Raw genomic sequence first — 20,979 nt, 5'->3', positions numbered from 1 at the left:
CCTTTTAACCCCAAATTGAGTAAATTAAGTATACAGCTTAGTCATTATAACGTATGTCTAATCAACTGATCAGTGTTCAGCCTTGGCTGGCAGCAACTCCCCCTAAACCCAATCCCGCTACCACTAGCAAACTGGGTAGTGATGCAATTTGGATGGGTGCGTCTGGTGTTTTGTTGTTGTTACTGTTAGGAAGTATTATTTTTTTTCAACTCAAAACTCGTTCCCTGGACAAACAATTAAAAACGGAACTGTTTAGGAATAAAGAACTCCAAAAAAAATATAAATTGGCAGTCGGTACAATTGCCAAAATGGAGAAAAATCCCGATTTAATTCATTCACGGGAATTTAACTTAGATTATTTGAGAATGCGGATGGCTGAGGATGTTTTCCACTACGCCATTATCGTTCAAATTAAGATGAAAGTTAAACAACAAATCTCCATTGCTCTTCGTCCAACGCAAGCCGCCGTTGGAGAACAAAGTAATGCAGGAACAGCCCGCCAAGTCGATTCTATCTTTGATGTTGAATATGAAACAGGTATTGCTGGAGATACTAAAAAACGGGTGTTATTTCGTATCCAAATTCGCCTAATGAAATTACCCACTCAATCCACATCAACAACCATAAATGAAATTATTGATTGTTTGGAAACCTATTTAAGTCCTACCGATGAACATGATAATTGGCAACCCACCATCCAAGGACGTATTGTTCATATTGAATGGGATCAAAAAGCAAAACCGACTCCCTTGTTAGTCTTAGAACAATCCAATGAAGGGGTGAATGTTACCTTCCGCACAACTCGACCTGGAGGAGTTAAAGCCTCACCCCATGATATGGATTCTGGAGATCTCAGCCAAGGTAGAACTCAAGGCAAAACTCAAGGTAAAACCCAAGGTAAAAAACGCAATAAATCAGAAGTTACAAAATCGAATTAACAACTGGAAGTAGATTCACCCAGGCAAACTGAACTGAACTAAACAAGGGAATTATTTTTTAAGCCGTTAGGTTTCTACACAATCAAACAAAACCGTTGTCATATAATAATTTGCCCAGTTTTGACCAAAGGCTTTTTCCAGGACACGGCGAGTTTTATCGTTTTGTTGTTGTTGTGTACAATAATGCTTTTGACCCGCAATCATTTCCAATTTTTGTTCTTCGGAAATAGGAGATTGAGCGATCGCATATTCACAATGAACTTTCAAATATTGAGTAACAACTTGTAAAAATTGCGTTTCTTCTTCCGGTGTTGTGGGTCGTACAAATAAACAAAATTCTGAAAAAATATCTCCCCAAGTCGGAACTTCACGGGGATGGGAAAAAGATTGTTGGGGTTGTGGTTGTAATTGTTGTTGATAAGATAACGGTAAACTACGGTCTAAATGGGTTGGGGATAAATCAACAATGGCGGCACTAATTTGCCCCCGTCCCCCGACTAAATCAGCCCCAAACATAGGAATATCATATTCCACTCTGGGAAACATCACACAATGAAGAATATCCAGGGTTTCGCCAACTCTAGCTAATTCTAAATGCAGCTTACGAAAGTGTTGGGTTTGATAGCATCTATTCTCAATAATGAGTTTTTCCCCTTCTAGGCGACCCTCCACATACCCTAAATCTTCAGGGAGATGGTAAGGTTCTAAATCCAAATATTGACTCCAACTCACTTCAATTTGGTTGGCGAGTTGGCGGATGAGGGAGTGTTGTTGTTCTCGAATGGAAACAGCAGAAGTATTGACCATTATAGGATTTTACCCATGACAAGTTTATATTTAAGAATATCAGTTTAGGATATAGTTTGACTCAGTAGGCTGGCAGAACAAGGAGTTTAAGATTATGTTTGGTTTAGGATGGCCGGAAATCGCGATTATTTTAGTCGTGGCACTCTTAATTTTTGGCCCGAAGAAAATACCTGAAATTGGAAAAAGTTTAGGTCAAAGTCTACGAGGGTTTAAAGATGAACTCTCTAACCCTCCCGATGAATCTGAGTCTATTTCAGAAGAGACTGAACAAAATTCCCATAAATCTTGATCAGTTGGGTATCCAGTGTCGGATATTGCGTTAATTATTTTTATCTTTTTTCTAATTGGACGCACTATTCCGACCGGGGTAATTTTGACTCAATTGAGTTCAAATTTTAACGACGGGGTGAATTTAAGGAACGAATAAAATTAAGAATTTCTTGATCACGGGGTTTAAATCTTAAGGCGGTTAATGCTGAAGTCCTAGCTTGTTGATATTCCTTCATTTTAGCTAGAATTTGAGCTTTTAAGATCCACAATTGAGGATTTTCTGAATTTAAAGCTAAAGCCTTTTCAGCCGAATTTAACGCTTGAGAATAAAGTTGTAATTTTAATAAGATTTCGCCCCGTAGCTGCCAAACTTTTTCTTGTTGTTTATCTAATTTTAACGCTTGGTCAAAGGATAGAATTGCTTCTTCATAATTTTTTAATTGCTCATAAGCCATGCCTCGATTTGTCCAAGCTTCAACGAAATCTGGTTTTAAATTTACAACTTGCTCATAGGATTTAATCGCCTGTTCATATTGTTTTAAATGATTCATCAATAAATTTCCCCGCAGATACCAAATTTGATAATCATCGGGTTTAATCTTAATAGCGATATTCCAGGCTGATAACGCATCTTCATACTGTTGTAATTTAATTAAAACTTTACCTTTTTCTCGCCAAGCTAAATAAAAATCGGGCTGAATTTGTGTCGTCCGAGAATAAGCTTCAATTGCTTCTGAATACTGCTTTAATTGTGCTAAAGTATTACCCCGTCCGTACCACGCGGGATAAAAATTAGACTGAATGGCTAGGGCTTGATCAAAGGCATTTAACGCCTCATACCATTGTTCTAATCTGTAGAATTGATTTCCCCGGTTTGACCACTCTAAAGCCGTTGATTCTCCCCCTAATTCCGGGGCTTTTAAAACTTGATTAATTGATTGTAATTCCGTTGCTTTTAGGGGTGAAGGCGGTTGACGAGTGATGTTTAAATTTAACCCAATTCCTGATTGTAAAAACTTCTGAATGGGAATTCCCGCACTATATCCTAAAGTCACACGGGAAACTGATCCGAATTCGGGATTTTCAAAGATTTGTCCTTCGGATTTTCCATGAATTCCAATCACCCGACCCTCAGTATCTAAAATGGGTGAGCCACTCATTCCCACTTGTGTCCGATTCGTATAAAATAAATCATATCCTCTGGTAAAGGGTTCTTTAATTAAGGTAGCTTTTTCCGCTTCACCCATTAATACTCCGGCTGTAAATAGTCGTCTGCGGTCAGCAAAAGGTAATTTAGAATCCGGCCATCCTGAAATAAAAATATATTGAGCTTTCCGCTCATAATCATAATCTGCTAAATGGGCAATGCTATAAATTTTATCACTGGTAAAAGACAAAATTGCTAAATCAATACCCGGTAATTTTATTACTTGATTGTAATCAATAGGATACTGTTCTCCATCAACGGTGATAACGGTATATTCATCAGGAGTTTTAACAACATGATTCGCCGTTAATACAGAATAAGTATTGTTATTTTTAGCAATAATCACTCCCGACCCTGAATTTACCCCTTCAATTAATACTGTAATCGGTTGACTGATGCGGTTGATTTCTTGGGCGGTTAATGCTATTGTTTTAGAATTAAAAATTAAAACAAATATCAAGCTCGTGATTGTAAAAACCCCTAGTTTAAAACCTCGATAACCGATGAATTGAAAACCCATTTTTGCTCTTCCTAATTTTTTCTGAATGATGACTGCTTATTACTTCCAGTAACTTCAGATTCATCCGGTTCCGGTTTCTCATTCCCCCCAAAACTGGAAAAGAGTTTCCTGGCTAAAATTGCTATAAACTGAAACAAGGGATTTTTACCCTAAATTTTGGTGTCCCAATGCACAAAGCGTAATTATGCTTGCGAAACGAATTTTGCCTTGTTTGGATGTTAAAGCGGGTCGAGTGGTGAAGGGGGTGAATTTTGTTGATTTGAAAGATGCTGGAGACCCCGTAGAACTGGCGGCGGCTTATAACGATGCAGGAGCCGATGAATTAGTCTTTTTGGATATTACGGCGACCCATGAAGACCGAGATATTATTTTTGATGTGGTCTATCGCACGGCGGAACAAGTGTTTATTCCCTTAACCGTCGGGGGGGGAATTCAAAACTTAGATATGATTAAAAATTTGTTAAGAGCCGGGGCGGATAAAGTTAGTATTAATTCGGCGGCGGTTCGTGATCCTGACTTAATTAATCGAGCCAGCGATCGCTTTGGGGTACAGTGTATTGTGGTAGCCATTGATGCTCGTCGTCGCAGTGATCCTGATAATCCGGGTTGGGATGTTTATGTCCGAGGCGGTCGAGAAAATACCGGAATTGATGCTCTCAAATGGGCAAAAGAAGTGACGCAACGAGGCGCTGGGGAACTGTTAGTTACGAGTATGGATGCGGATGGAACCCAGGCGGGATATGACTTAGAATTAACGCGAAAAATTGCTGAATCTGTGGAAATTCCGGTGATTGCATCGGGGGGTGCAGGTACTTGTCAGCATATCTATGAAGCGTTAACTCAGGGAAAAGCGGAAGCTGCTTTGTTAGCCTCCTTATTACATTATGGTCAATTACGGATGGAAGAAATTAAAACCTATTTAGCAGAACATCACGTTCCGGTTAGAAATCCTCAAATTTCCTAGATCCTCAAGAAACCGGGTTTCTAATTCAATTAATGGGATCAAATCCAGATAGTTTCAGAAACCCGGTTTCTGTTTCCCTCGTTCCCAGGCTCCAGCCTGGGAATGCTATGATTGAGGCTCCGCCTCTATTATTTTCTAATTAAGATATTTTGAAAAACCCGGTTTCTAAGATTAAGCTGCGATCGCTAACGGTAGAATAAGGGTTCTAGCCTTTTACTCAAAAACTGTCCGGGGTATTGAGTATATGATAGTTCACATATTCCTTAAAAACAGGAGATAACTTGAATAAAACTTTGTCTCCTTCTATTCTTTTAATTAAATAACGCTGAACCAATGACTGTAAACCATTAATTAAATCCATTGATGATAAAGATAGACTTTGCCTTAAATCCTCTCTTGATAAGAATTGTTCAGATTTGCTGATGTGTAATACTATTTTTTGTTCTATAGGTGATAATCGGTTAAATAATCCCGTTAAGTAAAAATTAATAACTTGGGTTATCACTAAACTATTTTCAGCTAAAAATTCATCGACTTTACCGCCAAAAACATTTTTAATTAACTGAATCACATCTTTTAAATAAAAAAGATTTCCTTCATATAAATCAATAAGTTGTAACCATTTTTCATCTTGGGTTAGTCCTAGATTTTGGAAAATTTCTATATTATAGAGTCCGTCTAATTCTAAACTTCTCATTGAATAAAAGTCCTCATCTAAACACTGCATTTCTGAGTATTGCTCTTGACTGATTAAAATAAAACTACTCTGATGTTCAACTTCTGTTATAATTTTAAAAAATTTTTGGTAAGCTAGATAATCCGTTTGATATTGTCCCGCAAATTGACCCGAAACAAAGATATTTTGTAAGTCATCAAAGATGATTAAACATTTTTTATTGGTGAGCAAAGTTAATAATTGTTTGAATTTATCTTCTATACTTTCTGGAAGTTTTGGTTCAGAGATTTTCAATAATTCATAAACCATTAAATCTAAGGATTTAGGAAATTTTAAACTTTTCCAAATAATGACTTCAAATTCTTGTAAATTGAGGTCAACAAATCTTTTAACTAAGGCTGTTTTACCAGTCCCACTTAATCCTAAAACCGAAATTAACCGAATATTTTTATTAAATATCCAATCCGATAGTTTGTCTAACTCTGTTTCTCTATTATAAAAATTAATAATTTGAGGAGCCAGGGTTAAGTCATAATCTAATAATTTAGATTGATTATTGGTATTTATTTCTTCCTTTTTTTGATTAGGTTGATTCAAGATTTGTGAACCTAAATAAAAGTTATGATTAGTTCCAATACAAATATTTTGAGATGATTTACTATGTACTCTTTCTAGGACTGAACGAAAATTATATTTTTTTACATCTTCACCCAATTCTTTAGATAAAAGCTGCCATAACTGATAAGCGACATCTCCTACATGATTTTTAGTCACATGATACTTCTGGGCAATATCATCATAAGTTTGTTTTTGCCAGGTTCCCTCAACTACCGCCCTTTGAAGATCATCTAGGTGTTTTCCTGTGCGTTCAACGACTAACTGATCTACAAATTGTAACACTTCGTTTACATCCATTGAAACTATACAGGGTCAAGGTTTCAACCATTATAGCTGAACCTGAACCGTTTTTTTCCGATCTTTTCCGTTTTTTGATTAATATTTTGTAACAAAACTCCCGTTTAAATCAGGATTTTCAGAGATGTGAAATTCCCGATGTGTTTGCCATACTGAAAGTCAATCAGAACTTAAACCCTAAATTTTAAAAAGTCTGTTTTTTGGGGTAAACACAATTATTGCTATTGTTGGAGGTTAAAAATGTTAAATCCTTTGCTAGAAATTATTGTCAAAGAAGTAGCTAAAGCAGCCACTCAAGAAGCAGCTAAAGCCCTAATAAATTATTATACACAAACACCAAAAACTAGAACTTCAGTAGCGACTTTTACCTTTGCAGAAAACATTAAAGAAGGTGATTATGTTGTAGAAAATAAAACAAGTCGCAAATCAGGTGATTATGAAGTTACTTTAATCACTCCAGATGGGACTTATAAAATAGGAGTAAATGATGATGAGTATATCTTAGACGCAGCCGAAGAATCTGGAGTTGATTTACCCTATAGTTGTCGTGCTGGTGCTTGTTCTGCTTGTGTTGGAAAATTGCTTTCTGGTACTGTAGATCAATGGGATAATTCCTTTTTAGATGATGATCAAATTGGAGACGGTTATGTTTTAACTTGTATTGCTTATGCAACTTCAGATTGTACTATTATAACCCATCAAGACGAGATATTTAAGTAGTCTCTCGTTCCCAAGCTCCAGCCTGGGAATGCTATGATTGAGGCTCCGCCTCTATTATTTATTGGTGGCAGAGCCACCTTTTGAGCATTTCTAGGTAGAACCTAGAAACGAGGGAACAAGGGATTTAGAAATAATGTTAAAATCAAATTGTTACTTAACCGCTAAAATAGAATGAATTCACTAACAGAAGTTGAAGCGGCTATTCAAAAATTATCTGCTATTGAAGTCCGTCAACTAGCAGAATGGTTACAAACTTATCTGAATACTGAAGGGAATACAGAACACGAAGAATAAACTGAGCAAAAGGTAACTTGTGTTCAAAATCAACAAAATGTTTGGGATGTCTTAGAATCAATAATGAGAACTGTTGAGGCTCCTCCAGATTGGTCAATCAATCATGATCATTACTTATATGGAACAGCAAAACGTTACCCAGATAATTCTCAATGAGCAATTCCCGTTTACTATTAGATACGGTTTTTATTCAAGCTGGTTTTAGAGCTTTATTGTTAGAAAATCCTTAAAAAAACTCAAGAAACCAGGTTTCTAATTCAATTAATGGCATCAAATCCAGATAGTTTCAGAAACCCGGTTTCTAAGATTAGGCTGCGATCGCTTCTTCGTAAACCATAAAGGTCTTTTTCGTCGCGCCACAAATCGGACAAGACCAATCATCAGGAATGGCTTCAAAAGGTGTTCCTGGGGCGATTCCAGAATCAGGATCACCCATAACCGGATCATAAATCATAGAACATTGACGACAAATCCATTTTTGAGTTTGAGGATCGGAACTTGCAGATTTTGGGGTCGGTGCGACTCCATCTAAAGCGTTCAGGGCTTCAGTATATTGGTTGGCGTGATGATGTTCAATGGGAGTTAAAAAGCCAAAGTTAGAAGCGGCTTTGCGGAAAATTCCGGCGTGCTCACGAGATTCGGCTTCTTGTTCTTGGAATTCTGCTACAGCCTTTTCATCTCGGTCAGTAACAGCTTGGGCGGTGAATTCGGGGTACATCGTGGTGTATTCGTAGGTTTCCCCTTCAATCGCCAACTCTAAACACCGGGCTGCAATTTTTTTCTTTTCTTCATCGGATAAAGATTCAGGGTCAGTCACGACTAATTCAGGATGCAGAAGCCGGAAATGGGCAAAAGCGTGCTCTGTTTCTTGGTTTGCGGTTTCCCGAAAGAGTTTGGACAAATCCCCCATCCCTAATTTTTTGGTGACTTCTGCGAAAAACAGATATTTGCGGTTCGCCATGGATTCGCCACCAAAGGCTGCTTCCAGGTTTTTGACGGTTTGTTTGTTGGATAAGTCCATCGTGTCTCCTGTTTTTGAACTTGTTATATCTAAGAATAATTCTTAGTTTTGAGTTTGTCAAGAGTTTGAATGAGATTGATGTAAAGTTAAGTAGCTTAAAATAAACGTTATGATATGTAACACTAGATTCAAGCGAATGTTATACCCAGTTATGGAAGGTCACAATAAAACGGCTGAGATTAGTCAACAGATGAAAGAGAAGGGCTTACGCATTACGCCGCAACGGTTTGCGGTTTATGCTAATCTCTTGTCCCGTTGCGATCATCCTACGGTGGATGATATTCTCACGGAGATTAATCGGGAACTTCCTATTGCCTCAAAAGCCAGTGTATATAGTGCTTTGAGTGTTTTACGCGAAGTGGGATTAGTGCGGGAAGTGCTTCTGGATGAAGGCGTAACTCGCTATGATGCCAAGGTGGAGCCCCATCACCATTTTGTCTGTGAAGGCTGCGGTCAAATTAAAGATTTAGCCTGGGATGTGTTCAAAAATTTACAGCTTAACCCCTTACCATCAGGGTTTCAGGTTAATGCTTATGAGATTACGGTTAAAGGGTGTTGCGATCGGTGTAATTTAGAGCGGGTAGAAGATCAAAATCCGTAAAATTACACAGAGCAAGAGCAGAGAACATTTTGAGGCGATCTGTACTTTTACAGAATCCGTTGTACTCGCATTCTGTTCCGAACACCTGTTAGAATAGAAGAAATGTTACGAAACGTAACTTATGCTGATTCCTATTCTAATAATTGATGTCGCCCTCGTTGCTTGGTCATTACACCTGATGAAACAAGCCGTCGAGTGCAAAGAATTTTCCTTTATGCTGGCTGGTATTTTAGTGGCCTTATCAGCCGCTGCTATGGGGGTTGTGTATTTCCTGATGGGATCTTGCATTGACCACATTGCCCAAATGTCTCAACACGCTTATTCTTATTTTTAGCGCCGATTCGGAGTGTCCCAGACACCCTTGTCTGACACTCCAAAAAAATTTTTCTAAACCCCTTGACAAACCATCGAATTAACGACTATATTGAAATACTGCAAGGGGTTATAGCTCAGTTGGTAGAGCACCGCAATGGCATTGCGGGGGTCAGGAGTTCGAGTCTCCTTAGCTCCATATTTTACAATTTGCATTTGTAGAGATATTCATATTTATGACGAATATAGTCCAGAAATGGATCAATGGTTAACGGGGAACCTGTGACCTGTTCAATTAACTCTTGGGTTGTAAATTTACGACCGTGTTGATAAATATTGTGTTGCAACCAGTCTAATAGTCGCTTTACGTTTCCCCGTTCAATTTCAAAGGGAATTTCAGGATCGTTATGAACAACTTTATCATAAATTTGAGCCGCGATTAAATTTCCTAATGTATAACTTTGGAACATTCCGCCAATCAATCCAACATACCAATGCACATCTTGTAAAACTCCCTCGACATCTGTTTTTGGAATAACGCCTAAATCCTGTCTATATCGTTCATTCCACGCTTCAGGTAAATCAGAAATTGCTAATTTTCCTTCTAACATCGCTAACTCTAAATCGAAGCGAATCATGATGTGTAAATTATAGGTAACTTCATCCGCATCCGTCCGAATTAAAGAAGGTGTCACTTTATTAATGGCTTGATAAAATTGCTGGGTGGTAACTTGTCCTAACTGTCGCATAAATACCCCTTGTAACCGAGGATAAAACCATTCCCAAAATCCACGACTACGACCAATAATATTTTCCCATAAACGGGCTTGACTTTCATGCAAACTAGAGGACGCACCCCCCGCTAAAGGTGTCCCTTCTAACTCTGGAGAAATTCTCTGTTCATAGAGACCATGACCCGCTTCATGAATGGTACTAAATAATGCTTGTTCAAGATGGTGTTCATAAACACGGGTGGTAATTCGGACATCATCAATGGAGAACTTCGTCATAAAGGGATGGAGACTTTTATCTTGTCGTCCCCGTTGTAAGTCATAACCCAAACAGTGAATCACGCCAATTGTAAATTCTAATTGTTCTTTTGAAGAGAAAATTTGATACAAATAAGAATCATTTAAAGGCTGACAAGCTGTAATTGTCTCGACGATGGGAACTAATTGTTGACGCAAAGGTTCAAACAGCGATCGCACCGTCGCCACCGTCATTCCCTCATCCTGTAAATCAATTAAGGGATCGGCAATATGGTCATACCCTGGAAAACACCGAGCATACTCTTGGCTCAATTCTAGGGTTGTTTGTAAATAAGGCTGAACAATGGCAAAACTGTCGGCTTCCCGTGCTTTTCCCCAAGCATTATAGGTGGCTGATTGATGTTGGGAAATCTCGGCCATGAGTTGCGAGGGAACCCGCACCGCCCGATCATAATCTCGACGGGTGACACGAATTAAACTGGCTTCTAGGGAATTATAGGGAAGATGAGTTTCTTCGGTTCGTAAGTCTTCTAATAGTTCCCCCAAAACTGGATCAATCAATTTTTCATGGGCGAGACGGCGTAAGGTTGCCATTTGTCGCCCTCTGGCGATCGCACCACCAGGAGGCATATAGGTTGCTTGATCCCAATGCAATAGGGAAATGGCTGCTTTAATATCGTTAATTTCCGTGAGGCGATTAAGCAGTTCTGTGAATTTAGGGTTTGGGGACAGAGAAGCGGACATGAGGAAACCGATCAATCGGATGTTGTGATTTAAGAACAGCTTAATCGATGTTGGACAGATGTTGATCAATCCGTGCAATTGTTTTAATTAAGAGGGAACAGGGAACAGGGAACAGGGAATAGGGAATTACGAATTACGAATTACGAATGGGCAATAGGGAACAGGGAAATGGGGAAATTAAAATTAACCTTGGTATCAAAATTTTTTAAACTTTACAAGAATATACGGATAAACGCTCATTAAAATGAACATTCAAGGTTTTAATTGAGCCTGATTTGATGTAGAATTTAAGCGGCTTATTCAATACCGTCATCGATAATATGTCATCAACACCTTCTATAGATGCTTCTAATTCCGTTTCTTCTACAACTGAAACGATTGAAACGACTCGTTTCCTCTTGACATTATGGGCTATGAGTTGTAAAGATGGCGAGGTCAAAAAAAGTGAATTGACCAGTAAAGTTAAGCAAAAACGCAAAGGGAAAAAAGTTGGTGTTTCTCAAAGTCTTTACGACGAACTACAAGCGGCGGATGTCATCAAAATTTATAAGCGAAATCAAATCCCTATGGTATCGCTTACTGATACGGGAAAACAACAGTTAATCGTGGCGTTAACACATCCTGACTTTGTTTTTGATGCAACGGTTGTGGCGTCTCGGTTAGCCAATGGGTTAATTGAGTTAATTCGAGAATTATATCAAGGTGGAATTCCTAACACATCTGTTAAACAAGCTGTTATTGCTTCTTATGAGGAGTTTAAAGCGATCGCCCTTCAGGTGTATGATCAATTAAATAAAGATTATAACTATGATAACTTAGTCCCCATTTATCGCATTCGACGGACGATAGGGGATCAAGTTACTCGTTCACAGTTCAATGAATGGATGTTAGAAATGCAAGCTAATGATATTTTTCAATTCATTGGAGGGAGTGTGGAAGATAGCGCATCAGACAAAATTGAAGATTCTATCAGCACAGAACTGGTTGGCTTACGTTGTTATGCTAAACGGTTATAAAATTTCTCATTTGTTCATTATTCACCCCTTATTTTTGGTTAAATTATGACTGTTTCTGAGTTTAGTAATATTGACGATCTGATTCAGCAACATAACCCATTTGCTGGACATACAGTAGTTAGAAATTCTCAAGTCTGGAATAAAAGTTTACCCGATGCACCCTCGATTAATGCCCATGTTTCCGATACCGTTTTTGAGGCTATTAGTAAAATAAATCAAGACTCTATGCAAACTGTAGGGATTACAGTTGTTGGTGAACGAGGATTAGGAAAAACTCAAGTTATTAGCCGCATTCGTCATCATTTCAAACAAACCGATCAAGTTTTGTTTATTTATATGGGCGAATATGGAGAAAAACTCTCTAAAATCAAAAGCAAGTTTCTGGAAACCCTAACTTCCAGTTTAAGAGCTTATGGTCAATATCAAGGAATCATGCAATGGCAAGAAATAGCTGCTCATTTAATTAATCAAGCTAAAGGATGGAACTATACCGCAGAACAATATATTCCCAGATTTCCTGATTGGTTAAATCAACATTCAACTAAGGCTATAGATCATTTTACAAACTTAATTTTTTCCAAACAAAATCAAATCATTGAAAATCCATATATAGTCAGAGCTATTTTATGGACACTTTCTAGTCCCCACGCCATGTATGCAACTTATTGGTTATCGGGAATGGAGTTAGCAGAAAGACAAGCTCAAGATATGGGATTACCCAACTTCAAAACGGGAGAAAAAGAAGCCGAATCTTTTAAGACAACTTGCCAAATTCTGAATTTAGTTAGTCAATATAAAATTCCGCTTATCTGTTTTGATGAACTTGATGCACCTTTGTTTGATGAGTTAACGGGTTTTTCCCTACCTCAAATCACTGCTAGTTTGGCTAAAGATTTATTCAATAACATTAAGCGAGGTTTATTTCTTCTAGCAATGTATAAAGACACTTGGTCACAGAATGTTAGAGCTTTGCCCCAAGCAGAAGCCGTTATTCATAGAATTGCTAGTTATCCTCAATTGGGAGAACCGATTTATTTAAACTATTTAAAACCAGATGATATCATAGTATTAGTATCTCAATGGTTGGAAGAATTTTACACCAAGCATCAGGTCGTTCCTCCTCATTATTTATATCCATTTACCCAAGATCAACTGATAGAATTAGGGAAGCAAAGACCAATGGCTAGAAGTATTTTAAGTTGGTGTAGTGCTAATTGGAAAAGCAAAATTGTTCCTATTTCCATCAAGGATAATAGTGTTAAACCTCAACCCCCAATTATCATTAATGATAATTTAGTTAAATCTGCCTTTGAAACCGAAATTATTGAAGTTGAACAGAAAATTACCGACCTTTTAGAAGACAGTGATCAACTTGCGGAAACCCTAGCTTTTAGCTTTGAACGAATCATCGGAAAAACAATTGAAAATGTCGAAATTAAAAGTATTCAAAGATTTAAACAAAACACCTGTTATCTTCATTTCAAAATCAATGGCATAGAAAACAGCCAACCTGTTAAAATTGGACTAGCTGTGATTCAGCAATCAGGAGGAGCTATAGTCCAAGCCATTCTTAGACAACTTGGAGATTATCAAAAATTTGATTTAACGCGAGGGTGTTTAGTTCGGTCTAAAACAATTGGTCGTAATGCCAGATCAGCGCAAAAATATCTTAAAGAACTGCAAGAGGAAAAAGGTGGAGAATGGGTTCGTATCCCAGAGGAAGATATTAAACCTTTATTAGCCATATACGCAGTTTACAAAAATCAAGAAAGTTATGGGTTAAAACCCGAACAAATTTTTGATTTTATCGAAAAATCAGAATTAGTTGTTAAAAATCCGATCATTTGTGAAATTCTAAGTGACCCTTCCGGTCAAGCACCTGATGGTTTAATTGATGAAGATATCCCCATTATTATTCCTCCTAGTAGTGATGATCAAAATCCTCTCCAATCGCTCATTGATTGGGGGGGAAGTTTTTTCAGTGGAAATTAAAGGATAAAATTAACATCAAGGCTTATCATGAATCAGCTACCTATAGCAACAGCTTTCTGTTTACCTGCGCCTGATATTGAAGCATTAAACCAAGGTCGAAATATCTTAGTAATGCCTCGAATATTTATGAACCCAGGGCGATTATTTGCCCTTTATCCGACGGATATTGAATTTAATTCCTTACCGTTAGAACAATATTATCGTCCCGGTTTTATTTCCATTGCTCAACAAAGTCTAGCAGAACTCAATCAAAATAAAGTTAAAATAAAAGTTTGGGCTAAATGTGAACTTTGTCAAACCTTGGATGAACCAGAAGAGTTAGAAACCTTATCAAAATTAACCGTTTGGACAGCAGAAGCCTTACACAAAACCCTAGAACAACGGGGTCGTATTTTTCTCGCTTATTTTCGCGTTTATCGACTTCCCCAACCCCTAGAAATTGATCCAGTTTCTAATAGTCGGTTTATTTGTCTTCCTGCTTCCATAACCGTTGATGAAAGTCAAGCAATTCTTGATTCTAATCAATTTGAACATCTATATCGAAAAATTCTCAACCGTCAACCGCCAGAACATCCTGAATTAGAAGAATTAGAAACTGCGATCGCCCAATTCCAAACTAACCCTTTATCTCAGGAAGAACAACTCGGTTTAAACCTTTTAAAAGCCAACATTCATCAATTCTTAGGCTGGAAAACTTCAAAACCTGCCAATTTAACCGATGATTCCAGCTTAAATTGGATTAATGAAATAGCAGCATTAGGAAACCGAAGCAAAGAACTAGATGAAGGGAAAAGTAACTATCAAGCTGGAACAGACTTTGAGAATATTGTCAAACAAAGCTTAGAATTTTTAGGTTTTACTATAGACTATGCTCATAAAGGAGGTGCAGGTGGATTAGACTTATTTTGTTCACAACCCTATCCCTTAGTAGGAGAATGTAAAGCTGGGAGAAAAATCCCCAATGATACCGCAGTTCAACTCTTAAATTTAGGAACACTGCGTTTAAATGATGAAAAACTGCTCAAAGACACCACTAAATTAATTATAGGCCCTGGTGAACCAACTCAACAACTGAACAAGGCAGCAAAAGTACATGGTATGACAATTATTAATCCTGAAACATTAGAAAAACTGGTTAAACTCCAAGCTCAATATCCCGGTTCAGTTGACTTAATTGAACTCAAAAACTATTTACAAAAAGGTCAAGTAGATGATAGAATAGATGAATATATTAAAATCGTGTTTAATCGTTTAAAATTGCGATCGCATATTATTCAAGTCGTTAAAAAATATCTGAATAATGCTCAAGTCAGCGAAGCAACCGTTTCAGGAATTCATGGAAGTTATTGTGCTAATCCGCCTCAACCCCTATCAGAATGGCAACTTTATGAAATCCTAATCGAACTGTCTTCCCCTCTAGCCGGATATATCGGACGAAAAAAAGCGGAAGACTGGCGAAATGATCGCTTTTACTTCCTAAGAGAACTCACAGTAGACCAAACCTGATGTTTTGATTAAAATTCGTAAAGCAGTTTGACGTCAAATTTATTGACATAACTATGAATTACGCCAGAACATCAAACAACTTCCCGATTAACGTTGATTTTCTCCCCCCTGACGTCATACCCTTTACTGGAAAAATCGGCATGACCTACGCCCCCGGAAAATCCCATCAAGGAATGCACGTTCTCTGGGATCGCAGCTTATATCATGACCTAGACCGTCTACGCTATTTTTATCACACCGATGTTTTGGTATCCCTCATTGAACCCCACGAATTTCATAAAGTCCAAATTCCCACCCTCTTTCCCGAAGCCGAAGCCAGAGGAATGGAAACAATTTGGTTCCCCATTCCCGACCTCAAAGTTCCCACCTCAATGCAAGGCGTCATTAACCTCGTCCCCCAAATTCTCAACCGAGCTAAAGCAGGTAAAACCGTTGTTGTTCACTGTATGGGGGGATTTGGACGCACGGGAACCATTGTATCTTGCTGTTTAGTGACGTTAGGTTATACTCCAGAAAATGCGATCGCCATTGTCCGCCATACCCGTGAATATTGCGTTGAAACCAGCGAACAAGAAGAATATGTCAGCCTATTTTCCCAAGCGTGGAATCAGTTATCAGTAGAGACGTGCCATGGCGCGTCTGTACCAGTTATCAGTTATCAGTAAATAACTGAGGTTTTAACGACGATGCTACACGCTAATTTCTGGGCTTTTTGTAACCCTAAATCTACTCTCACTCTGCATCGACTTTTCCGCGCATCATTTTTAGGTGCGATCGCTTGGTTTTACTCTCCAGCCGCTTTCTTTGGGAACTGCGAGTGGGTTTACTGGGTTTGCGGGGTTTAGGAATAGCGATCGCACTTTTAATTAAAGTTTGAAGTCGTTGTAATGCTTCTTCTCGATTCTGTTCTTGAGTACGGTGTTCTTGAGCTTTGATCACGATCACCCCTTCTTTAGTAATCCGTTGATCATTAATCTTTAATACTCGCTGTTTGTAATGTTCAGGTAATGAAGAAGCAATAATATTAAAGCGTAGATGAATGGCACTGGCAACTTTATTAACATTTTGTCCCCCCGCACCCTGAGAACGAACTGCACTCATTTCAATTTCATTCTCTGGGATACTTACCGTTTTAGAAATTTCTAGCATAGTTTATCAATGATTTTAGAAAGAAATAGTAGTGTTTTTGAAGTAACAACAATATTGCACTAAGGCTAAAGTGAAGATTATTATAGTATTGGGATATAATCAAGACTAGGTTGTTGCATTTCCATATATTCAATAATTCCTTCTATCCCTTTTTCTAAAAAATCATCTGGAAGGGTTTTATAAATCACTATAATTACTAACTCCCTCAAAATTGAAGAAACAACTTGTTTTATTTTTATATTTTTGCTAGAAACAGCTTCTGTAGAAAATAAAATTTCTATAACTGTCCAATATAGTCGAAATCGTTCGGACAAACGCTCTGAAAAATATCCTTGTCTAAATAGCTTGATGCAGTGTACAATATTAAGTGCAAGCCTACCTAATACATCCCCAGATTTCGTTCTATCTATCAATATTTTAACGAGACGAGATGGAATTGCTAAATACTTTCTTGTTTCCTCACTTAAAGTGTAATTGCAAGTTCTTCCTCTATTGAAATATAAACGACTAATCCACCATACAGAATTAGAATTAGCAAATGTATTATTAAATTCTTTTTTACAGAAAGCTGTGACTAGAGACTGCTCTACGAGAGGTTCAACTTTATATCGATGTCCATGATTTGTTAAAAACCATTGAGTTTCCATCACATCAGTTAATTTAGTAATAGCTATCTTCAAAGCTTGTAAAGAGTCCCCAGCTTTAATACCTTTAAATGATGCACAGGCAGTTGCGTTCTTAAACTCAATAATTATAGGGCCTCCTTCAACTGATGAAGTTGCTTCCATTGAAATAAATTTTAGAATTTCTGGTGAAATAAACTTAATTTCATAAATTTCACTCAAGGAATCTGCTAAGTCATGAAACAAGGCTTGATGAGAGTTTTTAATAACATTAATACCAACTACGGGGAAAAGAATACTCCATGAATAATCCATCATAAACTTTTCATCTAAGCTAAGGCATATTTCATTATTAAAATCTTGTTTTTTAAATAGCTCATTAACTGCATTACTAAAATCATCAAATAAAAAACTTGTACCCGCTAGAAAATGACGAGATACTTCAATAAGTATATTTGAAGAATTATTCTCAAAAAAATTATTTTCAAAATTTTTTTTGGCAGATTCTAATTCTGCTTTTTGTTTGAAAGCTATTTGCTTTGCAACATCAAGAAAAATATCACTTAAATTTTTTCTTATATGTGCTAAACTACCAATACATTTCAAAGCCAAAACTTGAGAAAATTGATTGAATATATCATCTATTGAAATGGGGAGACTATCTATAGAAATTTCACGGTAATCATCTAAGTATTGAATATTATTCCTAAGAAAATCTATATATGTATTTTTAAGAATATCTATATATTCTCTGGAGCCAGGTTCAATATTTTTCGGTAGGTTTATAGTTTTATCAATATCTTTATTAATAATTGTATTATAAATTTTACAGACTATTTTATAAACAATTTTTTGCATATGTTTTTGTTTATTATCAACTTTTTCAATAAAGCTTAAGAATAAATGTATCTCCAAATTTTCAGTTAATGTTTTTTTAAAAAAATCAAAAATACTCGAAATCCCTTCTTTTGAAAAAGATGGATTTTTATCAATATAATCAAATATTAGAATGTTCCTAACTCTTAATGCAATTTTATAAATAGGTCTATCAATATAAAGTAGAATTTCTGGCTGATTTTCTAATAAAACAATATACTTTTTTGTTGGGTTTTCTAGCTTAAGCTTACGTTCACCATATAAACTCTGTAAAACAGGGTGAATATATTCTCTAAACTGAGAGTCAATTGTCTTCAAGCTTTCTTCAGAATTATCCTGATTAATATTATTAGATATAAAAACAGTTTTCTGCTTTTGAAGCTGAATAGACTGAATCCCTTCATCTACTCTATCAGCATAATATTTTGCCTCATCAGCAATCTCTGGTATTTCCGCAAAAAACTCATCAATTGTTCTTACTTGAGCGACTTGTTTTATGAAAGGATTGTCTTGATGTGGAGAAAGTTTATATTGTTCTTCTTCCATAAACCGATCTAGTATTTCTTCTAAAACTATAGAAGTTGTATCATCTGGAATTTTATTTAAAATCTCTATTACTAATTCTGATTTTGTGAAAGGATCTGCAATCTTAGAAAAACATGAAACTAATTTTCTAAATAATAAAAGCTTTCGGCTAGAATCAACAAGTAAATCACTAATCTCTCTTTTGTTTTTCTTAAAGTCCTTAATTGTCTTTATATTATTCCAAACATTATTGTCCTCAAGTATAACTTTTAATTTTTCATCTATTATTTTTTCCTGACCCTTGGCTAATCTATTTAGCAGCCCTATAGAAACTGCTAGAAAGATTTTTTCCTGTATTTGAGCAATCCATTCATGGTATGGATGGTTAGTCTGTGATGACACATTTAGTCTGTAGTTTGATTTCAGCATTTCTCGAACATTATCACTAACTATTTCTTAGTATAGTCTTTGAAAAGGCTTTCTTACAAATTTCTTTGTTTACCGAGAGATTTTACTCAAACTGCTGTTCTTCACTAACACCCATGCAAATTCCTAGAGATAAAGCATCAAACGTGGCAATTAGTTTTTGATTGCGGGCGATCGCATATTGCGTAACATAACCTTCATAAGCCCGATCTTGCCCCTCCTTATTGTTGGGTCTATCTGTTTTTGGTTTCGCGTTTTTACTAAACCCTACTGTCGGGGCGAAGTGATCCAAAGTCCGTCAACAATCGCGCCAAAAGCCTTGAAATAAATTTCAGGCTAAAAGCTCAAACCCGTTAAAACGGGTTAAGAAAGACAGGTATTTAGTTATCTTTAGATCACTTTAGCTTTCAGCCCGAACTTTAGTTCAGGGCATTATAACTGAGTAAGGGCGGGAAAACCCCGCCCCTACGGATTAAACAACATGGCTGAATTCTAAACGTTGTTCTTGAACCAAATCTCGATAGAGATGTTCTAATTGGGTAATATTTTGGCTGAGGGTATAACGTTCTAAAACCCGTTGACGGGCTTTTTGACCGACAATGGGAATCATTTCAGGATGATCTCGTAACAACGGTAATAGGGTTCGCAGTTGGGACGTAACGCCTTGAGTCTTCATAATAATTCCGGCGCCGCCTTCCATGACTTCCCCATCGGCCCCCGCATCCGTCGCCACACAAGCCGTCCCACAGGACATCGCCTCTAATAACGAAATCGATAACCCTTCCACCATCGACGGTAACACAAACACATCCGCCCCCCGCAGAATTTCAATCCGTCGGTCTTCATCTCCCACGAACCCAAACCAGATAATCCCCTCTTCTCCGTTATAAGAGGCTTGTAACGAAGCTTCTAACGGCCCATCACCGACGATCACTAAGAGACAACCTGGCCCCATTTCCGACTTTTTCCAAGCTTTGAGCAGGGACTCTACATTTTTTTCCGTTGCTAAACGGCCTTGATAAACGAAAACCCGGTCTGCACCCAATTCTTCCTTAAACCGGGATGGCCCTGGAGAATATTTCTCCACATCTACGCCATTAGGAATCACAGCAACCCGATGTTTCGCGACTCCCAAACGGTTGAGCATTTCCCGTTGGACTTGGGAAAAGACAATTACACGGTCATAGTTCGCCAAAAACGGCGCGTAGATTTGATACGTTAAATGTTGGGTTCCCGATTTGATATTGCGTAATTTGTGGTCAAAAGGGGTGTGAAATGTCGCTACTAAAGGAATATTCAGTTCTGCACAAATTTCAGGTAAAACGAAATCTAACGGTGAAAGGGTCAGGGACGCATGAACAATATCCGGTTTCAACCGTTGTAGAGACTCCGTTAGGACTTTGCTGGAACTGAGGGTGGGAATTGTATAAACTTGGGACTTATACAGACAAGGCAAAGACACCTCCTGAGTCATGGGGAAGGGTGTCACCTTACTATTTTTGTCCCGTGTAGAAATTTTCCAACTGCCATTTTCCAGTTGCCATTCAGGGGTGCGGTCATTCGTTGCTTCATGGGCAAAGTGCAGAAAGCTGACTCGATGGCCCCGGTCTAACAGGGCGTTCGTGATTTCCCTAGAATAAGTAACGTTACCGCAAAAGGGTGATTTTTTTCCAAGCCAAGCAATGTGCATTCAAGTGATTTGGAATTTCTTAGAATTTGTTTGTTGAGCATGACTTTACCACGATTACCGCTTTCTGTCCGCAATATTAGTGGAACTCATCAGATGGCTCACGTTATTGGGGCAAGTTGGCATCGGAATGTAGGCTGTGGAGTGACTGAGTGGGGGAGAGAGGAAATTGAAGACAATTAAATTTTAGATGTACAATAG

At 37.5% G+C, this 20,979-nt stretch carries 21 protein-coding genes and 1 tRNA gene; 13 read left to right on the top strand and 9 right to left on the bottom strand.

The window, feature by feature from the left end:
• Nucleotides 1–53 precede the first annotated feature (53 nt).
• Nucleotides 54–938, top strand: coding sequence for a hypothetical protein (locus tag PL9214_RS05545; protein ID WP_072717825.1), 885 nt, complete (start codon nt 54–56; stop codon nt 936–938).
• A gap of 66 nt (nt 939–1,004) precedes the next feature.
• Here the strand turns inward: PL9214_RS05545 and PL9214_RS05540 are convergent, their stop codons facing one another.
• Nucleotides 1,005–1,745 carry a phycocyanobilin:ferredoxin oxidoreductase gene (locus tag PL9214_RS05540; protein ID WP_072717824.1) on the bottom strand — a complete coding sequence of 247 codons (741 nt, stop codon included), beginning with the start codon at nt 1,743–1,745 and terminating at the stop codon, nt 1,005–1,007.
• Between the two features lie 94 nt (nt 1,746–1,839).
• On the opposite strand from PL9214_RS05540, the gene tatA reads away from it, so the two are divergent.
• A complete protein-coding gene (gene tatA / locus PL9214_RS05535; RefSeq protein ID WP_072717823.1) occupies nt 1,840–2,034 on the top strand; it encodes a twin-arginine translocase TatA/TatE family subunit in 195 nt (64 codons plus the stop codon).
• Nucleotides 2,035–2,140: 106 nt separating this feature from the next.
• Here tatA and PL9214_RS05530 read toward each other — a convergent pair whose 3' ends face one another.
• Nucleotides 2,141–3,742, bottom strand: a complete 1,602-nt coding sequence (locus PL9214_RS05530; RefSeq protein ID WP_072717822.1) for a tetratricopeptide repeat-containing S1 family peptidase — start codon at nt 3,740–3,742, stop codon at nt 2,141–2,143.
• Nucleotides 3,743–3,926: 184 nt separating this feature from the next.
• On the opposite strand from PL9214_RS05530, the gene hisF reads away from it, so the two are divergent.
• Nucleotides 3,927–4,706, top strand: coding sequence for an imidazole glycerol phosphate synthase subunit HisF (gene hisF, locus PL9214_RS05525; RefSeq protein WP_072717821.1), 780 nt, complete (start codon nt 3,927–3,929; stop codon nt 4,704–4,706).
• Nucleotides 4,707–4,923: 217 nt separating this feature from the next.
• Here hisF and PL9214_RS05520 read toward each other — a convergent pair whose 3' ends face one another.
• Nucleotides 4,924–6,297, bottom strand: coding sequence for a helix-turn-helix domain-containing protein (locus PL9214_RS05520; RefSeq protein WP_072717820.1), 1,374 nt, complete (start codon nt 6,295–6,297; stop codon nt 4,924–4,926).
• Nucleotides 6,298–6,678: 381 nt separating this feature from the next.
• On the opposite strand from PL9214_RS05520, the gene PL9214_RS05515 reads away from it, so the two are divergent.
• The gene (locus tag PL9214_RS05515; protein ID WP_072718670.1) at nt 6,679–7,017 is read left to right on the top strand and encodes a 2Fe-2S iron-sulfur cluster-binding protein; all 339 of its coding nucleotides are present in this window, start codon (nt 6,679–6,681) and stop codon (nt 7,015–7,017) included.
• A 171-nt stretch (nt 7,018–7,188) separates the two neighbouring features.
• Complete coding sequence (locus PL9214_RS32660; protein WP_281250305.1) at nt 7,189–7,311, top strand: hypothetical protein; 123 nt, start codon at nt 7,189–7,191, stop codon at nt 7,309–7,311.
• A 307-nt stretch (nt 7,312–7,618) separates the two neighbouring features.
• On the opposite strand, the gene PL9214_RS32905 is transcribed toward PL9214_RS32660, so the two are convergent.
• On the bottom strand, nt 7,619–8,332 hold the full coding sequence (locus PL9214_RS32905) for a rubrerythrin family protein (RefSeq protein ID WP_072717819.1): 714 nt from the start codon (nt 8,330–8,332) through the stop codon (nt 7,619–7,621).
• A 136-nt stretch (nt 8,333–8,468) separates the two neighbouring features.
• Here PL9214_RS32905 and PL9214_RS05500 point away from each other — a divergent pair, with 136 nt between their 5' ends.
• From PL9214_RS05500 to PL9214_RS05490, 3 genes are all read left to right on the top strand, one after another.
• Nucleotides 8,469–8,933 carry a Fur family transcriptional regulator gene (locus PL9214_RS05500; protein WP_245824179.1) on the top strand — a complete coding sequence of 155 codons (465 nt, stop codon included), beginning with the start codon at nt 8,469–8,471 and terminating at the stop codon, nt 8,931–8,933.
• A gap of 121 nt (nt 8,934–9,054) precedes the next feature.
• Nucleotides 9,055–9,267 carry a hypothetical protein gene (locus PL9214_RS05495; protein WP_072717818.1) on the top strand — a complete coding sequence of 71 codons (213 nt, stop codon included), beginning with the start codon at nt 9,055–9,057 and terminating at the stop codon, nt 9,265–9,267.
• 104 nt (nt 9,268–9,371) lie between these two features.
• Nucleotides 9,372–9,444 (top strand) — tRNA-Ala (locus PL9214_RS05490).
• Nucleotides 9,445–9,448: 4 nt separating this feature from the next.
• Here PL9214_RS05490 and PL9214_RS05485 read toward each other — a convergent pair.
• A complete protein-coding gene (locus PL9214_RS05485; RefSeq protein ID WP_072717817.1) occupies nt 9,449–10,978 on the bottom strand; it encodes a carboxypeptidase M32 in 1,530 nt (509 codons plus the stop codon).
• Between the two features lie 320 nt (nt 10,979–11,298).
• On the opposite strand from PL9214_RS05485, the gene PL9214_RS05480 reads away from it, so the two are divergent.
• The 4 genes from PL9214_RS05480 to PL9214_RS05465 are packed head-to-tail and all read left to right on the top strand — an operon-like array spanning nt 11,299 to nt 16,157.
• Nucleotides 11,299–11,994 carry a hypothetical protein gene (locus PL9214_RS05480; protein ID WP_072717816.1) on the top strand — a complete coding sequence of 232 codons (696 nt, stop codon included), beginning with the start codon at nt 11,299–11,301 and terminating at the stop codon, nt 11,992–11,994.
• Nucleotides 11,995–12,039: 45 nt separating this feature from the next.
• The gene (locus PL9214_RS05475; protein WP_072717815.1) at nt 12,040–13,986 is read left to right on the top strand and encodes a hypothetical protein; all 1,947 of its coding nucleotides are present in this window, start codon (nt 12,040–12,042) and stop codon (nt 13,984–13,986) included.
• Between the two features lie 27 nt (nt 13,987–14,013).
• Nucleotides 14,014–15,492, top strand: a complete 1,479-nt coding sequence (locus PL9214_RS05470) for a DUF1802 family protein (protein WP_072717814.1) — start codon at nt 14,014–14,016, stop codon at nt 15,490–15,492.
• Between the two features lie 53 nt (nt 15,493–15,545).
• Nucleotides 15,546–16,157, top strand: a complete 612-nt coding sequence (locus PL9214_RS05465) for a cyclin-dependent kinase inhibitor 3 family protein (RefSeq protein WP_072717813.1) — start codon at nt 15,546–15,548, stop codon at nt 16,155–16,157.
• 67 nt (nt 16,158–16,224) lie between these two features.
• On the opposite strand, the gene arfB is transcribed toward PL9214_RS05465, so the two are convergent.
• The 4 genes from arfB to PL9214_RS05445 all read right to left on the bottom strand — a co-directional run bounded on the left by arfB (nt 16,225) and on the right by PL9214_RS05445 (nt 20,781).
• Nucleotides 16,225–16,641 (bottom strand): alternative ribosome rescue aminoacyl-tRNA hydrolase ArfB, encoded by a 417-nt coding sequence (gene arfB, locus PL9214_RS05460; RefSeq protein ID WP_072717812.1) that lies wholly within the window; start codon nt 16,639–16,641, stop codon nt 16,225–16,227.
• Nucleotides 16,642–16,721: 80 nt separating this feature from the next.
• Complete coding sequence (locus PL9214_RS05455) at nt 16,722–19,067, bottom strand: hypothetical protein (protein WP_139294969.1); 2,346 nt, start codon at nt 19,065–19,067, stop codon at nt 16,722–16,724.
• Between the two features lie 109 nt (nt 19,068–19,176).
• The gene (locus tag PL9214_RS05450) at nt 19,177–19,383 is read right to left on the bottom strand and encodes a hypothetical protein (protein ID WP_072717810.1); all 207 of its coding nucleotides are present in this window, start codon (nt 19,381–19,383) and stop codon (nt 19,177–19,179) included.
• Nucleotides 19,384–19,563: 180 nt separating this feature from the next.
• Entirely contained in the window at nt 19,564–20,781 is a 1,218-nt protein-coding gene (locus PL9214_RS05445) for a glycosyltransferase family 4 protein (RefSeq protein WP_072717809.1), read from the bottom strand.
• Nucleotides 20,782–20,820: 39 nt separating this feature from the next.
• Here PL9214_RS05445 and PL9214_RS31125 point away from each other — a divergent pair, with 39 nt between their 5' ends.
• Nucleotides 20,821–20,961: a hypothetical protein gene (locus PL9214_RS31125; protein WP_186440298.1), complete on the top strand. Its 141-nt coding sequence runs from the start codon at nt 20,821–20,823 to the stop codon at nt 20,959–20,961.
• Nucleotides 20,962–20,979: the final 18 nt, after the last annotated feature.

The organism is Planktothrix tepida PCC 9214 (assembly GCF_900009145.1).
In the GTDB taxonomy this organism is placed as follows: domain Bacteria; phylum Cyanobacteriota; class Cyanobacteriia; order Cyanobacteriales; family Microcoleaceae; genus Planktothrix; species Planktothrix tepida.
This window is presented reverse-complemented; position numbering and strand designations above follow the sequence as displayed.